Origin of the sequence: Martinezella lusitana (assembly GCF_900094565.1) — a bacterium.
In the GTDB taxonomy this organism is placed as follows: Bacteria; Pseudomonadota; Alphaproteobacteria; order Rhizobiales; family Rhizobiaceae; genus Rhizobium; species Rhizobium lusitanum.
This window is the reverse complement of record NZ_FMAF01000025.1, coordinates 24,624-38,334: the sequence shown is the minus strand read 5'-3', so window position 1 is coordinate 38,334 and position 13,711 is coordinate 24,624. Positions and strand designations below refer to the sequence as shown.

At 59.7% G+C, this 13,711-nt stretch carries 15 protein-coding genes and 2 pseudogenes; 13 read left to right on the top strand and 4 right to left on the bottom strand.

The window, feature by feature from the left end; genetic code table 11:
- A complete protein-coding gene (locus GA0061101_RS30045; RefSeq protein ID WP_037199419.1) occupies positions 1-969 on the top strand; it encodes an NAD(P)/FAD-dependent oxidoreductase in 969 nt (322 codons plus the stop codon).
- A 712-nt stretch (positions 970-1,681) separates the two neighbouring features.
- Here the strand turns inward: GA0061101_RS30045 and GA0061101_RS30040 are convergent.
- On the bottom strand, positions 1,682-2,302 hold the full coding sequence (locus tag GA0061101_RS30040; protein ID WP_245297609.1) for a GGDEF domain-containing protein: 621 nt from the start codon (positions 2,300-2,302) through the stop codon (positions 1,682-1,684).
- Positions 2,303-2,918: 616 nt separating this feature from the next.
- Between GA0061101_RS30040 and GA0061101_RS30035 the strand changes: the two genes are divergently transcribed.
- The 7 genes from GA0061101_RS30035 (at position 2,919) to GA0061101_RS30005 (ending at position 9,180) form a co-directional block, all read left to right on the top strand.
- Complete coding sequence (locus GA0061101_RS30035) at positions 2,919-3,437, top strand: Rossmann-fold NAD(P)-binding domain-containing protein (protein ID WP_245297612.1); 519 nt, start codon at positions 2,919-2,921, stop codon at positions 3,435-3,437.
- Positions 3,438-3,855: 418 nt separating this feature from the next.
- Positions 3,856-4,470: a glutathione S-transferase family protein gene (locus GA0061101_RS30030; RefSeq protein WP_037199415.1), complete on the top strand. Its 615-nt coding sequence runs from the start codon at positions 3,856-3,858 to the stop codon at positions 4,468-4,470.
- Between the two features lie 59 nt (positions 4,471-4,529).
- Positions 4,530-6,596: a 2Fe-2S iron-sulfur cluster-binding protein gene (locus GA0061101_RS30025; protein ID WP_037199413.1), complete on the top strand. Its 2,067-nt coding sequence runs from the start codon at positions 4,530-4,532 to the stop codon at positions 6,594-6,596.
- 127 nt (positions 6,597-6,723) lie between these two features.
- Positions 6,724-7,272, top strand: a complete 549-nt coding sequence (locus tag GA0061101_RS30020) for a carboxymuconolactone decarboxylase family protein (protein WP_037199412.1) — start codon at positions 6,724-6,726, stop codon at positions 7,270-7,272.
- A 67-nt stretch (positions 7,273-7,339) separates the two neighbouring features.
- Complete coding sequence (locus GA0061101_RS30015; RefSeq protein WP_037199410.1) at positions 7,340-7,804, top strand: nuclear transport factor 2 family protein; 465 nt, start codon at positions 7,340-7,342, stop codon at positions 7,802-7,804.
- Between the two features lie 30 nt (positions 7,805-7,834).
- The gene (locus tag GA0061101_RS30010; protein ID WP_245297608.1) at positions 7,835-8,152 is read left to right on the top strand and encodes a hypothetical protein; all 318 of its coding nucleotides are present in this window, start codon (positions 7,835-7,837) and stop codon (positions 8,150-8,152) included.
- 137 nt (positions 8,153-8,289) lie between these two features.
- Positions 8,290-9,180 (top strand): LysR family transcriptional regulator, encoded by an 891-nt coding sequence (locus tag GA0061101_RS30005; protein ID WP_037199408.1) that lies wholly within the window; start codon positions 8,290-8,292, stop codon positions 9,178-9,180.
- A gap of 15 nt (positions 9,181-9,195) precedes the next feature.
- Here GA0061101_RS30005 and GA0061101_RS30000 read toward each other — a convergent pair whose 3' ends face one another.
- On the bottom strand, positions 9,196-10,182 hold the full coding sequence (locus GA0061101_RS30000; RefSeq protein WP_092576561.1) for an NADPH:quinone reductase: 987 nt from the start codon (positions 10,180-10,182) through the stop codon (positions 9,196-9,198).
- A gap of 113 nt (positions 10,183-10,295) precedes the next feature.
- Here GA0061101_RS30000 and GA0061101_RS29995 point away from each other — a divergent pair, with 113 nt between their 5' ends.
- Both GA0061101_RS29995 and GA0061101_RS29990 read left to right on the top strand, forming a co-directional pair.
- Complete coding sequence (locus tag GA0061101_RS29995; protein ID WP_037199402.1) at positions 10,296-10,634, top strand: winged helix-turn-helix transcriptional regulator; 339 nt, start codon at positions 10,296-10,298, stop codon at positions 10,632-10,634.
- Positions 10,635-10,778: 144 nt separating this feature from the next.
- Positions 10,779-11,756 carry an alpha/beta fold hydrolase gene (locus tag GA0061101_RS29990; protein ID WP_037199401.1) on the top strand — a complete coding sequence of 326 codons (978 nt, stop codon included), beginning with the start codon at positions 10,779-10,781 and terminating at the stop codon, positions 11,754-11,756.
- 3 nt (positions 11,757-11,759) lie between these two features.
- On the opposite strand, the pseudogene GA0061101_RS38940 reads toward GA0061101_RS29990, so the two are convergent.
- Positions 11,760-11,932: pseudogene (locus GA0061101_RS38940) on the bottom strand (aldehyde dehydrogenase family protein); the annotation flags it as partial.
- Positions 11,933-12,083: 151 nt separating this feature from the next.
- Between GA0061101_RS38940 and GA0061101_RS38935 the strand changes: the two are divergent.
- Positions 12,084-12,245: pseudogene (locus tag GA0061101_RS38935) on the top strand (FAD-dependent monooxygenase); the annotation flags it as partial.
- Positions 12,246-12,465: 220 nt separating this feature from the next.
- Here GA0061101_RS38935 and GA0061101_RS29980 read toward each other — a convergent pair.
- Positions 12,466-12,672 (bottom strand): hypothetical protein, encoded by a 207-nt coding sequence (locus GA0061101_RS29980; RefSeq protein WP_037199397.1) that lies wholly within the window; start codon positions 12,670-12,672, stop codon positions 12,466-12,468.
- Between the two features lie 79 nt (positions 12,673-12,751).
- Between GA0061101_RS29980 and GA0061101_RS29975 the strand changes: the two genes are divergently transcribed.
- Positions 12,752-13,081: a hypothetical protein gene (locus tag GA0061101_RS29975; protein ID WP_037199395.1), complete on the top strand. Its 330-nt coding sequence runs from the start codon at positions 12,752-12,754 to the stop codon at positions 13,079-13,081.
- A complete protein-coding gene (locus GA0061101_RS29970) occupies positions 13,081-13,623 on the top strand; it encodes an HD-GYP domain-containing protein (RefSeq protein ID WP_051964050.1) in 543 nt (180 codons plus the stop codon). Before GA0061101_RS29975 ends, GA0061101_RS29970 begins: the two co-directional genes overlap by 1 nt.
- Positions 13,624-13,711: the final 88 nt, after the last annotated feature.

The following is a 13,711-nucleotide window of genomic DNA, read 5'->3' as shown; positions in this document are numbered from 1 at the left end:
ATGATGAAAGCCGAACGAGGGCTCATCGCAGTGATCGGTGCCGGACCTGCGGGGGCGATGGCCGCCTACCTCCTCGCGGCCAAAGGCAAAGCTGTCCTTATGCTCGACGACGACCGGCCTTCGCCAGACCGCGTGGAGATGCTGCCGCCTCGTGCTTCCATGGCCTTCCGCGCCTGCGGCCTCGGATCTGTGCTCGACGATCCGATCATCGCGGTGCCGTGCCTGGGTATCATTCGCCAAGGTGCGGTTGAAGACCGGCACGACTTCATTTCGCAGCCGGGCGGGCACGGCTTTGCGGTCCACCGACCCAGCTTCGACGCTGCAATCAGAACGGCTGCCATCGCATCGGGCGCATGTCATCTGCGCGGCCGCCTTGTGGCAATCGAGGATGATTGCGACGACCTCTTCACGCTGCGGATCGCGGCGACAGATAGGTCCACGCGTGTCGGTGCGCAGACGATAATCGATGCCAGCGGCCGAGCTGCATCCGCCGCCCGCCGACTTGGCGCCAAGGTCACAACTTTGGAGCGCCTACTCGCCGAGCGATTCATCCATGATGAAGCCCCTGATCCTTGGCTGCACTTCATGGGGGACACCGAGGGCTGGCGCTACACGATGACAGGGCCACAGGGCCGCCGCGACGCTTGGCGCATCGCCGCGCCGCGGCGCGGCCAAGTCAGAGTGGACATGGTCGATGCGTCCGCCCGGCGGCTCACGCCGACGGCAGGCCACCGATGGATTGCAATTGGCGATGCAGCTTGCGCGTTCGACCCTATCTGCTGCCAAGGCTTGGCACACGCGACGAGTAGCGCGCTCGCCGCCGCCGGCATGATCGTCCAGGGTGGCACGGTCTTGGAAAGTGCGGCCTATGCTTACGACGTCGCTTGCCGCGAAACGGCCGCGAGGACGGAGATCGAGCGCCGCGTTGTCTATGCTTATATGCGTCGCGACAGAGAAGCGACCGTATGAAGGCCGCGCTCTTTCCGTTCGAGACATAGGATTAGGTGACGAATGAGTGTCATGGGTCCAGGACGATTGTGCCGTCGGCACAAGCGCTGCTCCGGTTGGTGGACTTCTCGGCACCCGATGCCAGCATCAGTCAGGTATCGTACCAAGGCATGACGAGGTCGGCGGTACTTCCGAACGTTCGGCTGGACGTGCGTATTGCGCCTAAAAGTGTCAGGCAGATGACGGCCAAAGGCGACGGCATCGCCAATTGGATGTGCAAAAGATTCATGGCACAACTTTATTCCTCGCGGGTGTAGAGGTGCCGCCCGTGCTCTTCGCTATGCCAATGCATCCGACTCAGATCTCTGACCACTGCTCGACCGTGCCCGGGAGCGAGCATTGATTTTTCGAATTCGCGCAGGCTGACATTGAAGCGGAAATAGAGCCAAATCGCGCGACAATCTCGATCGGCGTAAGGCGCAACCAGGGGCGCCTTAGGAAACGGCCATCGTCGCGATGTAGAAATATGTGACGGCGGGCGTTGAAAGCGAGGTTTCCGTCATGAAGGCCGTTTAACGAGACCCCACACCGATATCTTATCCCTCGAGGCCTGATCGGCCTCGGCGGATCCAGAGGGACAACCGAGATCCTAGCTGGCTTTGACGCCGCATCAAAGACGGGTCTCGCCGTTTGGGCCCAGGCCGCCGCAGCCGCGTCGGTGGGACCGCCAGCCTCATGCGGCCGGCAGCGCGCTGATCGGGATGTCGTCGCTCTCGTCGCCGCGCTCGAAGGCCATTTGGTCGGCGAGTTGGCGGAGTTGGTTGAAGTCGGCCGGGCCGTCGAAGGAGGTGCCGCCGAGGCGGATGGCGACGGATAGCGGCGCGCCGTCGGCGCTGAAGGTGGCGGCGGAGACGCCCGTGCGGATGCGGGTGCCGATGTCGCGGGCGTCCTCGACCTTGGCGCCAGGTAGGAAGATGTTGAGTTCGTTGGTGGCAAGCCGCGCCACGAGATCGCCACGACGAACCGAGGACTGGATGATCGAGGCAAGCGATTGCATCACGGTGTCGGCCCATTGCGGCCCGTAGCGGCGGCCGATATCGTCGAGCGTATCGACGATGACTGCGATGACGATGCCGCCGGCATCGGTGGCGGCATGCTTGCGCCGATCGATAAAGTGCTCGACAGCCGCGGCAAAGGCGGTGCCGTTCAGGGTCTTCGTCACGCTGTCGTAGCGCGCCGCCTGGGTGACGTTTTCCTGCATCTTGCGGACGACGCCGTTGTTGAGCTGCAACGCAAAAAGCAGCGGAAAGGACACAAATGCGGAAATAAGTGCTGCACCGACAAATCCGACCAAAAATGGTCGATCCGGCATCAATAGGTTTAATATAAGTAAAAGACCAACGGAACCGACTACGGCGAACAGCGCGCCGAACGTGGCCCTCCGCAGGGCTTTGAAAATGGTGGCGGAGGGATGTCTCTGTTGTAGAATCATATCGGAGTTATACCCGTTCTTAGTGCTGTGTCAGCTAAACAGGCGCCCAAAAAAATCGGCTTAAGAAATCCCGTAAAATTTGTTGCTTTGCACAGTTGTTTTCACAAATTAACTATCTTCGAATGAATATCCGGAACCGTTGTTTGAGCTTGGTGCCCGGTTTGCGACAGAACCACAGCGCTTCATCTCGATCCATGGTCCTGGTTCATCTGCAGCGTGTGAATCGGCATGGGGGCCACGATGCCGACAGGCAAAGCAAGCAATTGTTTACTCGGCAGTGTCTGGGGTCATTAGTTGATGCTTACTTACATGCTGGATTGTCTAGAGGCATTGGTTTAGCAGAGGACTGCCGACTCAAAGGATTAGTCACTCGCAGGCGGTGCCGAAGGTTCTAATCCCACCAACTGCGCTGGATGCCGAGTGACGCCTCCCAGTCGCGCTTTCATCGATGGGTGCGGACAGGACCAGCGGACTCGGGATGATCACGGCCTTGTCGCTTCTGGAGCAGGGCTTTCGCAACTTGACGTCTCCGGTCACCTTTGTGCGCGCTGGCGGATTCTTCGAAAACTTCCTTTATGGCTTGCACGTCGCCCAGGGCGGAACGCTACCGGTGTACTACAATCCGACAGACCGAAAATCGACCATGGTCGCGACGACCGACATCGGCGCGGAGGTCGCAACGCTTTTGACCGTGCCAGCCTGGTCAGGACAGCGCGTCATCGAGCTTGGTTCGATGGTCAGCGCGGACGAAGTCGCAGAGCAATTGGGTGAAGTCCTGAAGCTCGACGTGAAAGCCCTTGCAATTCCGCGTGCTGGGTGGGCGGAAGCGTTCGAGCAATTTGGTATCCCGAAGGGCCGCACCGGACCCGCCGAAGAAATGTTTGAGGCCGTGAATGCAGGATGGATGGACCTCGGAGCCGGGGGGACAGAGCACGTAGAGGGTACGACGTCCGCGCGCCAAGTCTTCGAGGCTGCACAGAACGCCACCAAGGCGTAAGTCCGGGACGGATCAGGCATGAGCGGGAGACAGCCCGGCGCAGGTCTTCCGTCAGGAACCCGCCGCCATTGCCGCACAGAATGGAGACGCGGCGGCATCCATTCGTTTCGTCGTCGCGCAGATCCGCGATCTTCTGCTGACCGCGCCAGTCTTCGTGCTTCAGCATGACGATGCTCGGATGGGCAGTGGAGATAGGGCGGTTGCCGCCCATTTTGGATGCGGACCTGGTGCTGCTTACCACCGACCCGACGGCTCCCGTCGACTCTGCGCGAATGACAGCCGCGCAGTCGCCGGTGATTATTGCGTCAGCCGTAATTATGAACTGCGAAACGCGGCCGTTCTCATCGGCAACCGGTTGAGGCACCTTCGAGATGCGGATTGGGAGTGAACCCGTCCAACAATTTCGCAGGAGCGCATCATGAAACTTTATCACCATCCCTTGTCGGGACATTCGCACCGGGCTTGCCTCTTCGTCTCGCTGCTTGGATTGCCGCACGAACTCGTCGAGGTCGATCTGAAGGCCGGCGCGCACAAGAAGCCGGAATTCCTGAAGCTGAACCCGTTCGGCCAGGTGCCGGTGCTCGTAGACGGCGATGTTGTCATCTCGGACAGCAATGCCATTCTGGTCTATCTCGCCAAAAAGGCATCCCGCACCGATTGGCTTCCAGAGGACGCGCAGGGCTCTGCCGCCGTCCAGCGTTGGCTGTCGGTTTCCGCCGGCGAAGTCGCTTACGGTCCGGCAGCCGCACGGCTGATCACCGTCTTTGGCGCCAAGTTCAATCCTGAAGAAGTGATCGGTCGTGCCCACACGCTGCTCGGCAGGCTCGAAGGCCATCTGGCCGATCGCCAATGGCTGGTTGGTGCCGGTCCGACGATCGCGGATGTGGCGATCTACAGCTATGTGGCCAGGGCGCCTGAAGGCAATGTCGATCTTTCAGCCTATCCGGCGGTCGACGCTTATCTGCGCCGTGTCGAAGCCCTGCCGGGCTTCGTCCCCTTCGTTCAAACGCCGGTTGGCCTTGCGGCTGCTTGAAGGCGAGATCCGGGCGTGCAACGGCGCGCGCCCGGTGCTTCTTTTTTGGGAGACGGAACATGGGCGATATGTTGAAGACACTGCCGGTCTGGCACGAAGGTGAGACCTTCATTCAGGAGAAGGTTGGCGTCGCTGAGCGTATGGCCGCCGTCGGTCAGCGCGTTATCCGTGATTTCATGCCGGAACAACACCGCGACTTCTATGCTCAGCTGCCCTTTATCGTATTGGGCAGCGTCGATGGAAGCGGCGATGCGTGGGCAACTTTCCTCGAAGGGCGCCCCGGCTTTATGTCATCTCCTTCATCAACCATTCTGGAGATCGCGGCCCGAAGCGATGCCAGCGATCCTGCAAGCGAAGGCGTTTCGGACGGACAGCCGATCGGCTTGCTCGGCATGGAAATGCACACACGGCGTCGCAACCGCATGAACGGGATCGTCTACCGCTCACCGGAGGGCGTCTGTGTCGATGTCGACCAGAGTTTTGGAAACTGCCCACGCTATATCCAGCTGCGTGAATTCGAATTCGTGCGTGAGCCAGGCCAGCCATACGCAGGCTCGGTCGAGCACCTGCCGGCACTGGATGCTGAAGCGCGGTCGATGGTTACAGCGGCAGATGCGTTTTTCGTGGCGTCCTATGTCGATCGCGAAGATCGCCGTCAGGTCGATGTGTCCCACCGGGGTGGCAAGGCTGGCTTCGTTCGCATTGCCGCGGATGGGACACTGACAATTCCGGATTTCGATGGCAATCTCTTTTTTTCTACGCTCGGCAACATCCTGCTAAATGGCAAGGCCGGGCTTCTCTTCGTCGATTATGCAAATGGCGACATGCTGCAGATGTCGGGCGACGCCGAAGTCATCCTCGACTCGCCGGAGATCGCCGCCTTCCAGGGCGCTGAACGACTATGGACCTTCAAGGCTCGCCGGGTCGTTCGCCGGCGCAACGCACTCGCGCTGCGCTGGACCTTCAGGGAAAATGGATGGTCGGCCAATTCGCTGATGACCGGCGACTGGGCGCAGGCCGCCGACCGGCTGCGTGCGGCGGAGCTTGCCACCCAGTGGCGTGTCCTGACCGTAACGAAGATCGTCGACGAAAGCGCCTCGATCCGCTCGTTTCATCTGCAGCCGGGCGACGGGGCGGGGCTATTGCCGCACGTGGCTGGCCAGCATCTGCCGATCCGTCTTGGAATTCCAGGCGCCGACAAGCCGGTTATCCGAACCTATACTCTGTCTGCGGCGCCGTCCGACGGCATCTACCGCATCAGCGTCAAACGCGAGGGACTGGTGTCCAAGTATCTGCACGACGCCATCCGCGTCGGCGATACGATCGAAGCGCGGGCGCCGGCCGGCGATTTCACCATCGATGCCCGCGCGACCCGCCCGGCCGTACTGCTCGCCGGTGGCGTCGGGATCACACCCATGCTCGCCATGCTGCGCCACGTCGTTTACGAGGGGTTGCGCAAGCAGCGCATCAGGCCTGTCATTCTATTTCATGCGGCCCGGTCTAGGCGGGAGCGCCCGTTCGACCGGGAACTCGCCGAGCTTGTCGATGCGGCGCAGGGTGCCGTCAAGCTGATCCGGGTCTTGAGCGACGCAAACGGTGCTGAAGAATTCGCTGACTACGATGCGATCGGGCACATCGACATGGTGCTCCTGTCCCGCCACTTGCCGTTCAACGATTATGATTTCTACGTCTGCGGGCCACCACAGTTCACCCAGGCGCTCTATGACGGGCTGCGAGGCTACAATATCGCCGATGGCCGGATTCACGCAGAGGCGTTCGGCCCGTCCTCCTTGAAACGAACCCTCGACGCCGGAGTGACCGTTCCCGCGCGCCGGCCACCATCTACCAGGCCAGTGCCCGTCGCCTTCATGGGATCGATGAAGGAAGCGCGCTGGACGCCTGAAGCCGGCACGCTGCTGGAGCTGGCGGAATCCCGCGGCCTGAACCCGGAATTCAGCTGCCGGGAGGGCACATGCGGAACATGCCGCACAAGGCTCACCAAGGGCGCGGTGACTTACGTCAAGGAACCGACGGCAGCGATTGGCGAAGGCGAAGTGCTGTTGTGCTGCGCCGTTCCGGCACAGCAGGAGACTGATGAGGAAAACCGCATCCAGCTCGAACTCTGACACGCCGCATTGATGCGCTTGACGCAAGAGTATCTTCCGCCTTTTCGACGTTCACCACAAGGCAATACCAGAGCATCCTCATTATGACGAAGGGACAGCCTTTCGCAACCAAATCAAGGAGATAGAAATGTCACATATTCCCACACCCGCCACGATCAATGATGCACCGGAAGCGTCCCGTCCTATACTTGAAACCATCCAGAAGCAGATCGGCTCCGTGCCGAATATCTTCCGTCTGGTCTCAAACAGCCCGGCCGCTTTGAACGGACTGACGGGCCTTCAGAGCGCATTGGCGAAGGGCAAGCTTGCCCCAGCCACCCGCGAGCGGATTGCACTCACCATGGCCGAGGCCAATGGCTGCGATTACTGCCTGTCCGCACACACCTACACCGCCACAAAATTCGCCCGGCTGGACGAGAGCGAGATCGAAGCGAACCGCCGCGGCACCTCGACTGATCCGAAGGCCGCCGCCGCGGTCGAATTCGCTCGCGCCCTTGTCGACGCCCGCGGCTCCGTGGCAGCAGGCGAAATCGAAAAGGTTCGCGCCGCCGGCTACAGCGATGCTGATATCCTCGAGATCATTGCGCATGTCGCGCTCAACACCTTCACCAATTATGTCAACGAAGCCTTGGGAACTGAAATCGACTTCCCCCGTATCGACCGCCTCGCTGCATGAATAACGGACGGTGGTCGCCGACGGCGGCCACCCCCAATCCACTTCCAAACCTTTAAGGAACCGACCCATGTCTCGTCCACCACTTCCTCCATTCAATGAACAGACTGCCATCGAGAAGGTTCGCCTTGCCGAAGACGGCTGGAACAGCCGCGATCCCGCCAAGGTGGCGCAGGCCTACACCGTCGATACGCGCTGGCGCAATCGCGCCGAGTTCGTTACCAGCCGCGCCGAGGCTGAAGCCTTCCTGACGCGCAAGTGGAACCGGGAGCTCGACTATCGTCTGATCAAGGAGATTTGGGCCTTCCAAGGCAACCGTATCGCTGTTCGCTATGCTTACGAGTACCGTGACGACAGTGGCCAGTGGTTTCGGGCCTACGGCAACGAGAACTGGGAATTCGCAGAGGACGGGCTGATGCGCGCGCGCCATGCAAGCATCAATGAGCATCCAATTGCGGAAGCCGAGCGCAAGTTCCGCTGGCCGCTCGGCCGCCGGCCGGACGATCACCCGGGCCTCAGCGACTTCGGCTTCTAACGCCGGGTCCAGATCAAGGAGGCCGCCACCATGGCAGGGTTCAAGCTTGATGTGCGGGCACGGCTGTCGATCGAGCTCGCGCTTACCGCCGGACGCGGCGATCCCATTTTTGTCCAACAGCAGGAAAAAGACGCCAAGGCGCTCGGCATGACTGGGGCTGAAATCGATATGGCCCGCAAGGGCTCGAGCTTCGATTTTCAGCTCTCCAGAGCGATAGCCGTGGCGCTCGAACCAACCGCCAAGCACCGCGAGCGGGCCTCGAAAGCCGGTATCGACGCCCAAACCTATGCCGACATCGAAAAACTGGTGGTGTCGTATAGGGACCAATCTCTGTTGCGATCCGCATAGCCACCGCCAAGCTTTCGTGACATTTCCAGTCATGTCATTGGTATCAATCTCGAAATGGTCTTGCTCGATCTGTTTCGGGATTGATACATTTCCGGCCGACGGTCGCGTGAGAGCAACGAGCAATCTTTGAGGGGCGAATGGATCGATGGCAGGCAATGCGGATTTTCGCCAAAGTTGCGGAGACCGGAAGTTTTGCGGATACCGCGCGCCACATGCACATGAGTGCACCGGCGGTCACCCGCGCGGTCGCAGCGCTTGAAGATCTCATTGGCGCCCGCCTGTTCGTTCGCACCACACGCTCCGTCAAGATGACGGAGGCAGGCACACGGTATTTCGAGGATTGCCGCCGAATATTGGCGGATATCGCCGAAGCGGAGGCTGCTGCGGGTGGCTCCTATGCCACTCCAACCGGTACGCTGGCCATCACCGCCTCGGCATTGTTCGGGCAGATGTATGTGCTGCCCATCGTAACCGAGTTCCTGAATGCCTATCCGGCCATCCACGCCAGGACCCTGTTCATCGATCGCCCCGTCAACATGGTCGAAGAAGGGGTGGACGTCGCGGTTCGCATCGGCCACCTACGGGATTCTGGTTTCTCCGCGATCAAGGTCGGCGCGGTACGGCATGTGATTTGTGGTTCCCCGAGTTATTTCGAGAGCCACGGCGTTCCAACCACGCCGGCCGACCTCAAGAATCATCGCGTTGCCGCCTCCACAAGCGCCTGGGCCTCGCCTGAATGGCGTTTCGCAAACGATCAGCGGGTGACCATCGACCCGCTTCTACAATGCAACACCAACGACGCCGTCATCACGGCCGCCCGTTCAGGCTGGGGACTAACCCGAGTCCTGCACTACCAGATCGGCCCGGCTCTCATGGCGGGGGAATTGCAGATCGTGCTCAGCGACTATGAAGAGCCGCCAATGCCCATCCACATTCTCCACCCGGAAGGACGGCATGCGCCCGCCAAGGTTCGGGCTTTCGTCGATATGGCAGCCAAACGCCTACGGGAAAACCGGTTATTGAACTGAGCTGGGAATGATCGATCACAGCTCGATCAAGATTTTCCCGATGGTTTTGCCGTTTTCCTGCGCTTCATGCGCGTCCACAATCTGGTCCAGCGGCAGTTTCATGGCAATCGTCGGTCTGTAAGCGCCGGACGCTGCGCAGGCGGCGATTTCATCAGCCGCCTTTTGCAAGCTCACCTCGGGCATGGTGTAGAAATAAACGAAGCGAAAGGCCAAGCCGCCGCGCAACGCCGGAATAAACGGGATCGACAGCCTCGCCCCCGCATCTTCGGTCGCGTAGGCCGCGGCAATGCCATCTCGAGCGAGGCACGCGACCGCAACGTCGATATTGGCCACGAGATCGACATCGACGATGTGCTCGACGCCCTGGCCGTTGGTTGCGGCTTTGACTTTTTCGGCGATGTTTTCCTCATGCCGGTTGATGACCAGGTCGGCACCTGCGGCGCCGGCGACCTCGGCCTGCTCGTCGCGCCCGACCGTCGCGGCCACCCAGGCGCCTGCCCATTTGGCAAGAAGAATGGCTGCGTTACCGACGGCGCCCGCACCTCCCTGGACCAACACGCGCTTGCCTCGAAGATCACCATCCGCGAACAGGCAGCGATGCGCGGTCATGGCAGCGACGCCAAGACACGCACCGGTGTCGAATGAGACAGAATCCGCAAGCCTTACCACATGAGCGGCGGGCACAACCACGTATTCGGCGGCAGATCCGAATGCCTTGCCGGTCTGCGCTTTGTACACCCACACCCGTTCACCGATGAGGGTGTTCAGCACCCCTGACCCGACCTTGTCGATTGTTCCCGCGGCATCCTGATGGGGGACGATACGGGCAAAGGGCATTGGCGCTCCGGTAAAGCCGGTGCGGTTTTTTACATCCGACGGATTGAGACCGGATACTGCTACCTTGACCCGCACTTCGCCACACTGTGGTTCGGGATCGGGCAGAAAGCCGATTTGCAGGACGTCCCGCGCTGAACCCTGCCGGTCGTAAAATGCAGCTCTCATGGGCAGATTCCTCTCGTTCGATATGCCGTCCACCTACCGAGGCTGATCATCGTGTTGCAAGTAGGCAATATTTTTGCCTATAGGTATAAAAAGTACACTCTTGGATCTTCGCTATGGATGTCATCGATCGATGTGCGGTGGAAATCACGGTCGATGTGCTTGGTGGAAAGTGGAAGCCGATGATTATCTTCCGGCTCTTGGATGGCCCCCGCCGGTTTGGCGAACTGCGGCGCCTAGTGGGAGATCCCAGCCAACGCTCTCTGACAATCCAGCTTCGACAACTTGAAGCGCATGGGATTGTCGAGCGCACGGTCTTCGCGGAGGTCCCGCCTAGAGTGGAGTATGCCCTGTCCGAATTCGGCAAAACGCTAACACCCGTCATGTTGGCCATGCGGGACTGGGGGCGGGCGTTCAGGGGAAAAATTGGCTCGGATGCTGCAACTGGCCAGTAGGTCCAAGTTTTCGTGAACTGCAGTGATTGTTACATCCACCGCAATTATCACTTCCGCATTGAACGGATTATCGTTTTCGCGACGCTGGATATGTTGGTCTCCAAGCCAGTCGGTGCTGGCGCACAAACCCGAAGGAGACCCGCCATGAAACGTCTGATCTTGACCCTGCTGCTCGCAACCGCAAGCTTCGCTCCTCTGTCCATGGCCGCAGCGGCAACAGCTGAAACGCCAACAACCATCCAGCAAGCTGCCGTTACCGTCCACTACCGCACCGTTGCGGTCGACGGTGTGAACATCTTTTATCGTGAGGCGGGTCCGAAGGACGGTCCGGTGCTTTTACTGCTGCATGGCTTTCCGACGTCTTCACACATGTTCCGCAATTTGATCCCGCTGCTTGCGGACCGCTACCGTGTCATCGCGCCGGACTATCCGGGCTTCGGCGAGAGCGACGCTCCTGACCACACAAAATTCGCCTACACATTCGGTCACTATGCCGATCTCGTCGATGGATTGCTCGACAAGCTCGGTGCGAAAAAATACGCCTTGTATGTCATGGACTACGGCGCCCCGGTCGGCTACCGCCTCGCCCTGAAACATCCCGATCGCGTCAGCGCCCTCGTCGTGCAGAACGGAAATGCTTATGAGGAAGGTCTGACGGCATTTTGGGACCCGATCAAGAAATATTGGGCCGATGGATCTAGGAACAATCGCGAGGCGCTTTCTGGCCTTGTCACCCTGGAAACAACAAAGTTCCAGTACACGGACGGCATGAGCGATCTGAGCCGCATTAGCCCCGACAACTGGGTTCACGATCAAGCACTGCTCGACCGTCCCGGCAACAAGGATATCCAACTCGATCTTTTCTATGACTATCGCACCAACGTGCCGCTCTACCCGCAGTTCCAGGCTTTCTTCCGCGAACGCAAGCCGCCGACCCTTATTGTCTGGGGCAAGAATGACAAGATCTTTCCGGCAGAAGGCGCGCATCCCTATCTTCGTGATCTTCCGGACGCTGAGATGCACCTTCTGGATACCGGACATTTTGCACTGGAAGACAAGCTGGATGTGATGGCGCCGATGATCCACGACTTCCTCGACCGCAAGGTCCTCGAAGATGACTGAATATCAGGCCACGCAGCCCTGTAGCTGCGCGGCCTTCTGTCTCCAGGCAAGCGGGGCGCGGGGTTCGAGAAAAGCCTCCAGCCCGAAGACGCCGAATTCCCGTCCGAAGCCCGATTGCTTGAAGCCGCCGAAGGGTGCCGGGAGGCATGCGGCGCGTCGTTGATAAGCACACGGCCACACCGCTGGTGCCATGAGCAGGTCCTCCGTCTGTGATTAGTGCCAGCCTAATCACTGCAAAACGAAAACGTAATTTTCTATCCCGGGCACGTGCACTACAGCTGCGAGGAGAGCAAGCAAACTAGCCCTGATGGGGAAAAGGACAGTGCCATGCCAGTTGAAGTCGTGGACACGCTCGTTGTCGGTGCCGGCCAGGCCGGTGTTGCCATGAGTGAACATCTGAGCAAGGCCGGTGTTTCACATTTGGTGCTCGAGCGCCGCCGCATAGCCGAGCGTTGGCCATTGCTCAAGCGGAGCTCCCATGTTGCGTCGATTAATCGCGCCTGCCGAAGATCGAGCTTTGCACGTCTGTACATGTGACGCTTGATGAGTTTCAGGCGGATTATCTGACCTTCGGTTTGCCTATTCGACCAAGGGGAGATGATAGCGTTTCGGACTCGGCATGCTCGGGGGAGGAGATCCGTTTCTTTGCCATCCCTGGACCGAATCCTGATTTACCCCGTCTTGGGAATTCCTGCGCCGACCAACTCGGCTAGCCGTCATTCAGGTTCTTGGGCGGAGGACGCTTGGTGCGTCCACGGTGAATTGGAAAATACAGCAGCACAACCGATATCACCAGAACCAGCAACAGCAGAACGACGAACTGAACGATCGTGTAACCGAGCTGATCGCGCGGCACGAACCAACCGGCGACAATACCGGCACCCAACATAAGTATGCGAACGAGCCACCCGATCATGATGTGTCCTCTTCAAGTCATATGACACCTAAATATACCGACGGGTCGTTCATCTCGCCTTGCGCGAGATCAAACCCATGTGTCGGCCGCCGATCCGATCTTGCCGGACCATATCTGGGGCATGATCACGGGGACGCCCTATGCCGAGACCGCGATCGCCCTGACGTCGGTTACCGCCTATTGCCTGAAGGAAGGGCGTGAGCGATGCCATCGCGTCACGGCCGATCTCATCAACAGCCTTGAGCTGCTGGCCCGCAGGGGGCAGGAGATGCAGCGAAGGGATGTGACAGCGCGTCAAAGCGATCACTTCGACGAGCCGGAAATGTTTCTGTCGAAGCTCCGCAGCTTCCTGCGGAAGATATCGGAAAGCCCAGGCAATGAGGACCGTCGGCGAAATCACCGGCGCTAATGCGCCGGCACGAATTGAAATGCGGTGCCCTTGCGTTCGGCAAATCCGACGCCGTGAGTGCGTTGATGGTCACGTTCGGTCGCAGCCTTGCGATGGGTGAGGATGCAATACGGTTGTTAGGCTTGGGTGGCCTTGTTTATGATCTTGGCAAGACGGCCTTGTCCGTCGATCTTTTGCGAAAGCCCGGCCAACTAACGGTGCAAGAACTTGCTATCATCCGAACCCACCCCGAACGAGGCTATGAGATAGCCGCGCAGATCGATGACATGCCCGAGGCAGTTCTCGATATTTGTCTGTATCATCATGAGAAATTCGACGGATCCGGCTATCCAAAGCAGCTAGTGGGACGCGACATTCCCTTCGTTGCCCGCGTCGCGGCGATCTGCGATGTCTACGACGCACTGACGACCGTGCGGCCCTACAAGGGGAGCATGTCGCAGGCGGAAGCTGTTGACCTGATGTTCCGTTCACACGGGCATTTCGATCCGGACCTTTTGAAAACGTTCGTGTCGCGGATGATAATCAATGGCGCCATCGACTGAATTATTAGGCCGCCAGAGTGCGTAACGTTTCGAAGCTCTGCTCGATCCGATGAACACCGAAATTACAATTAAACATCAATTAATGGGA

Coding starts and splice junctions, on each gene's coding strand:
- GA0061101_RS30045 (WP_037199419.1), top strand. CDS start 1: ATGATGAAAGCCGAACGAGGGCTCATCGCAGTGATCGGTGCCGGACCT.
- GA0061101_RS30035 (WP_245297612.1), top strand. CDS start 2,919: ATGATCACGGCCTTGTCGCTTCTGGAGCAGGGCTTTCGCAACTTGACG.
- GA0061101_RS30030 (WP_037199415.1), top strand. CDS start 3,856: ATGAAACTTTATCACCATCCCTTGTCGGGACATTCGCACCGGGCTTGC.
- GA0061101_RS30025 (WP_037199413.1), top strand. CDS start 4,530: ATGGGCGATATGTTGAAGACACTGCCGGTCTGGCACGAAGGTGAGACC.
- GA0061101_RS30020 (WP_037199412.1), top strand. CDS start 6,724: ATGTCACATATTCCCACACCCGCCACGATCAATGATGCACCGGAAGCG.
- GA0061101_RS30015 (WP_037199410.1), top strand. CDS start 7,340: ATGTCTCGTCCACCACTTCCTCCATTCAATGAACAGACTGCCATCGAG.
- GA0061101_RS30010 (WP_245297608.1), top strand. CDS start 7,835: ATGGCAGGGTTCAAGCTTGATGTGCGGGCACGGCTGTCGATCGAGCTC.
- GA0061101_RS30005 (WP_037199408.1), top strand. CDS start 8,290: ATGGATCGATGGCAGGCAATGCGGATTTTCGCCAAAGTTGCGGAGACC.
- GA0061101_RS30000 (WP_092576561.1), bottom strand. CDS start 10,182: ATGAGAGCTGCATTTTACGACCGGCAGGGTTCAGCGCGGGACGTCCTG.
- GA0061101_RS29995 (WP_037199402.1), top strand. CDS start 10,296: ATGGATGTCATCGATCGATGTGCGGTGGAAATCACGGTCGATGTGCTT.
- GA0061101_RS29990 (WP_037199401.1), top strand. CDS start 10,779: ATGAAACGTCTGATCTTGACCCTGCTGCTCGCAACCGCAAGCTTCGCT.
- GA0061101_RS29980 (WP_037199397.1), bottom strand. CDS start 12,672: ATGATCGGGTGGCTCGTTCGCATACTTATGTTGGGTGCCGGTATTGTC.
- GA0061101_RS29970 (WP_051964050.1), top strand. CDS start 13,081: ATGCGCCGGCACGAATTGAAATGCGGTGCCCTTGCGTTCGGCAAATCC.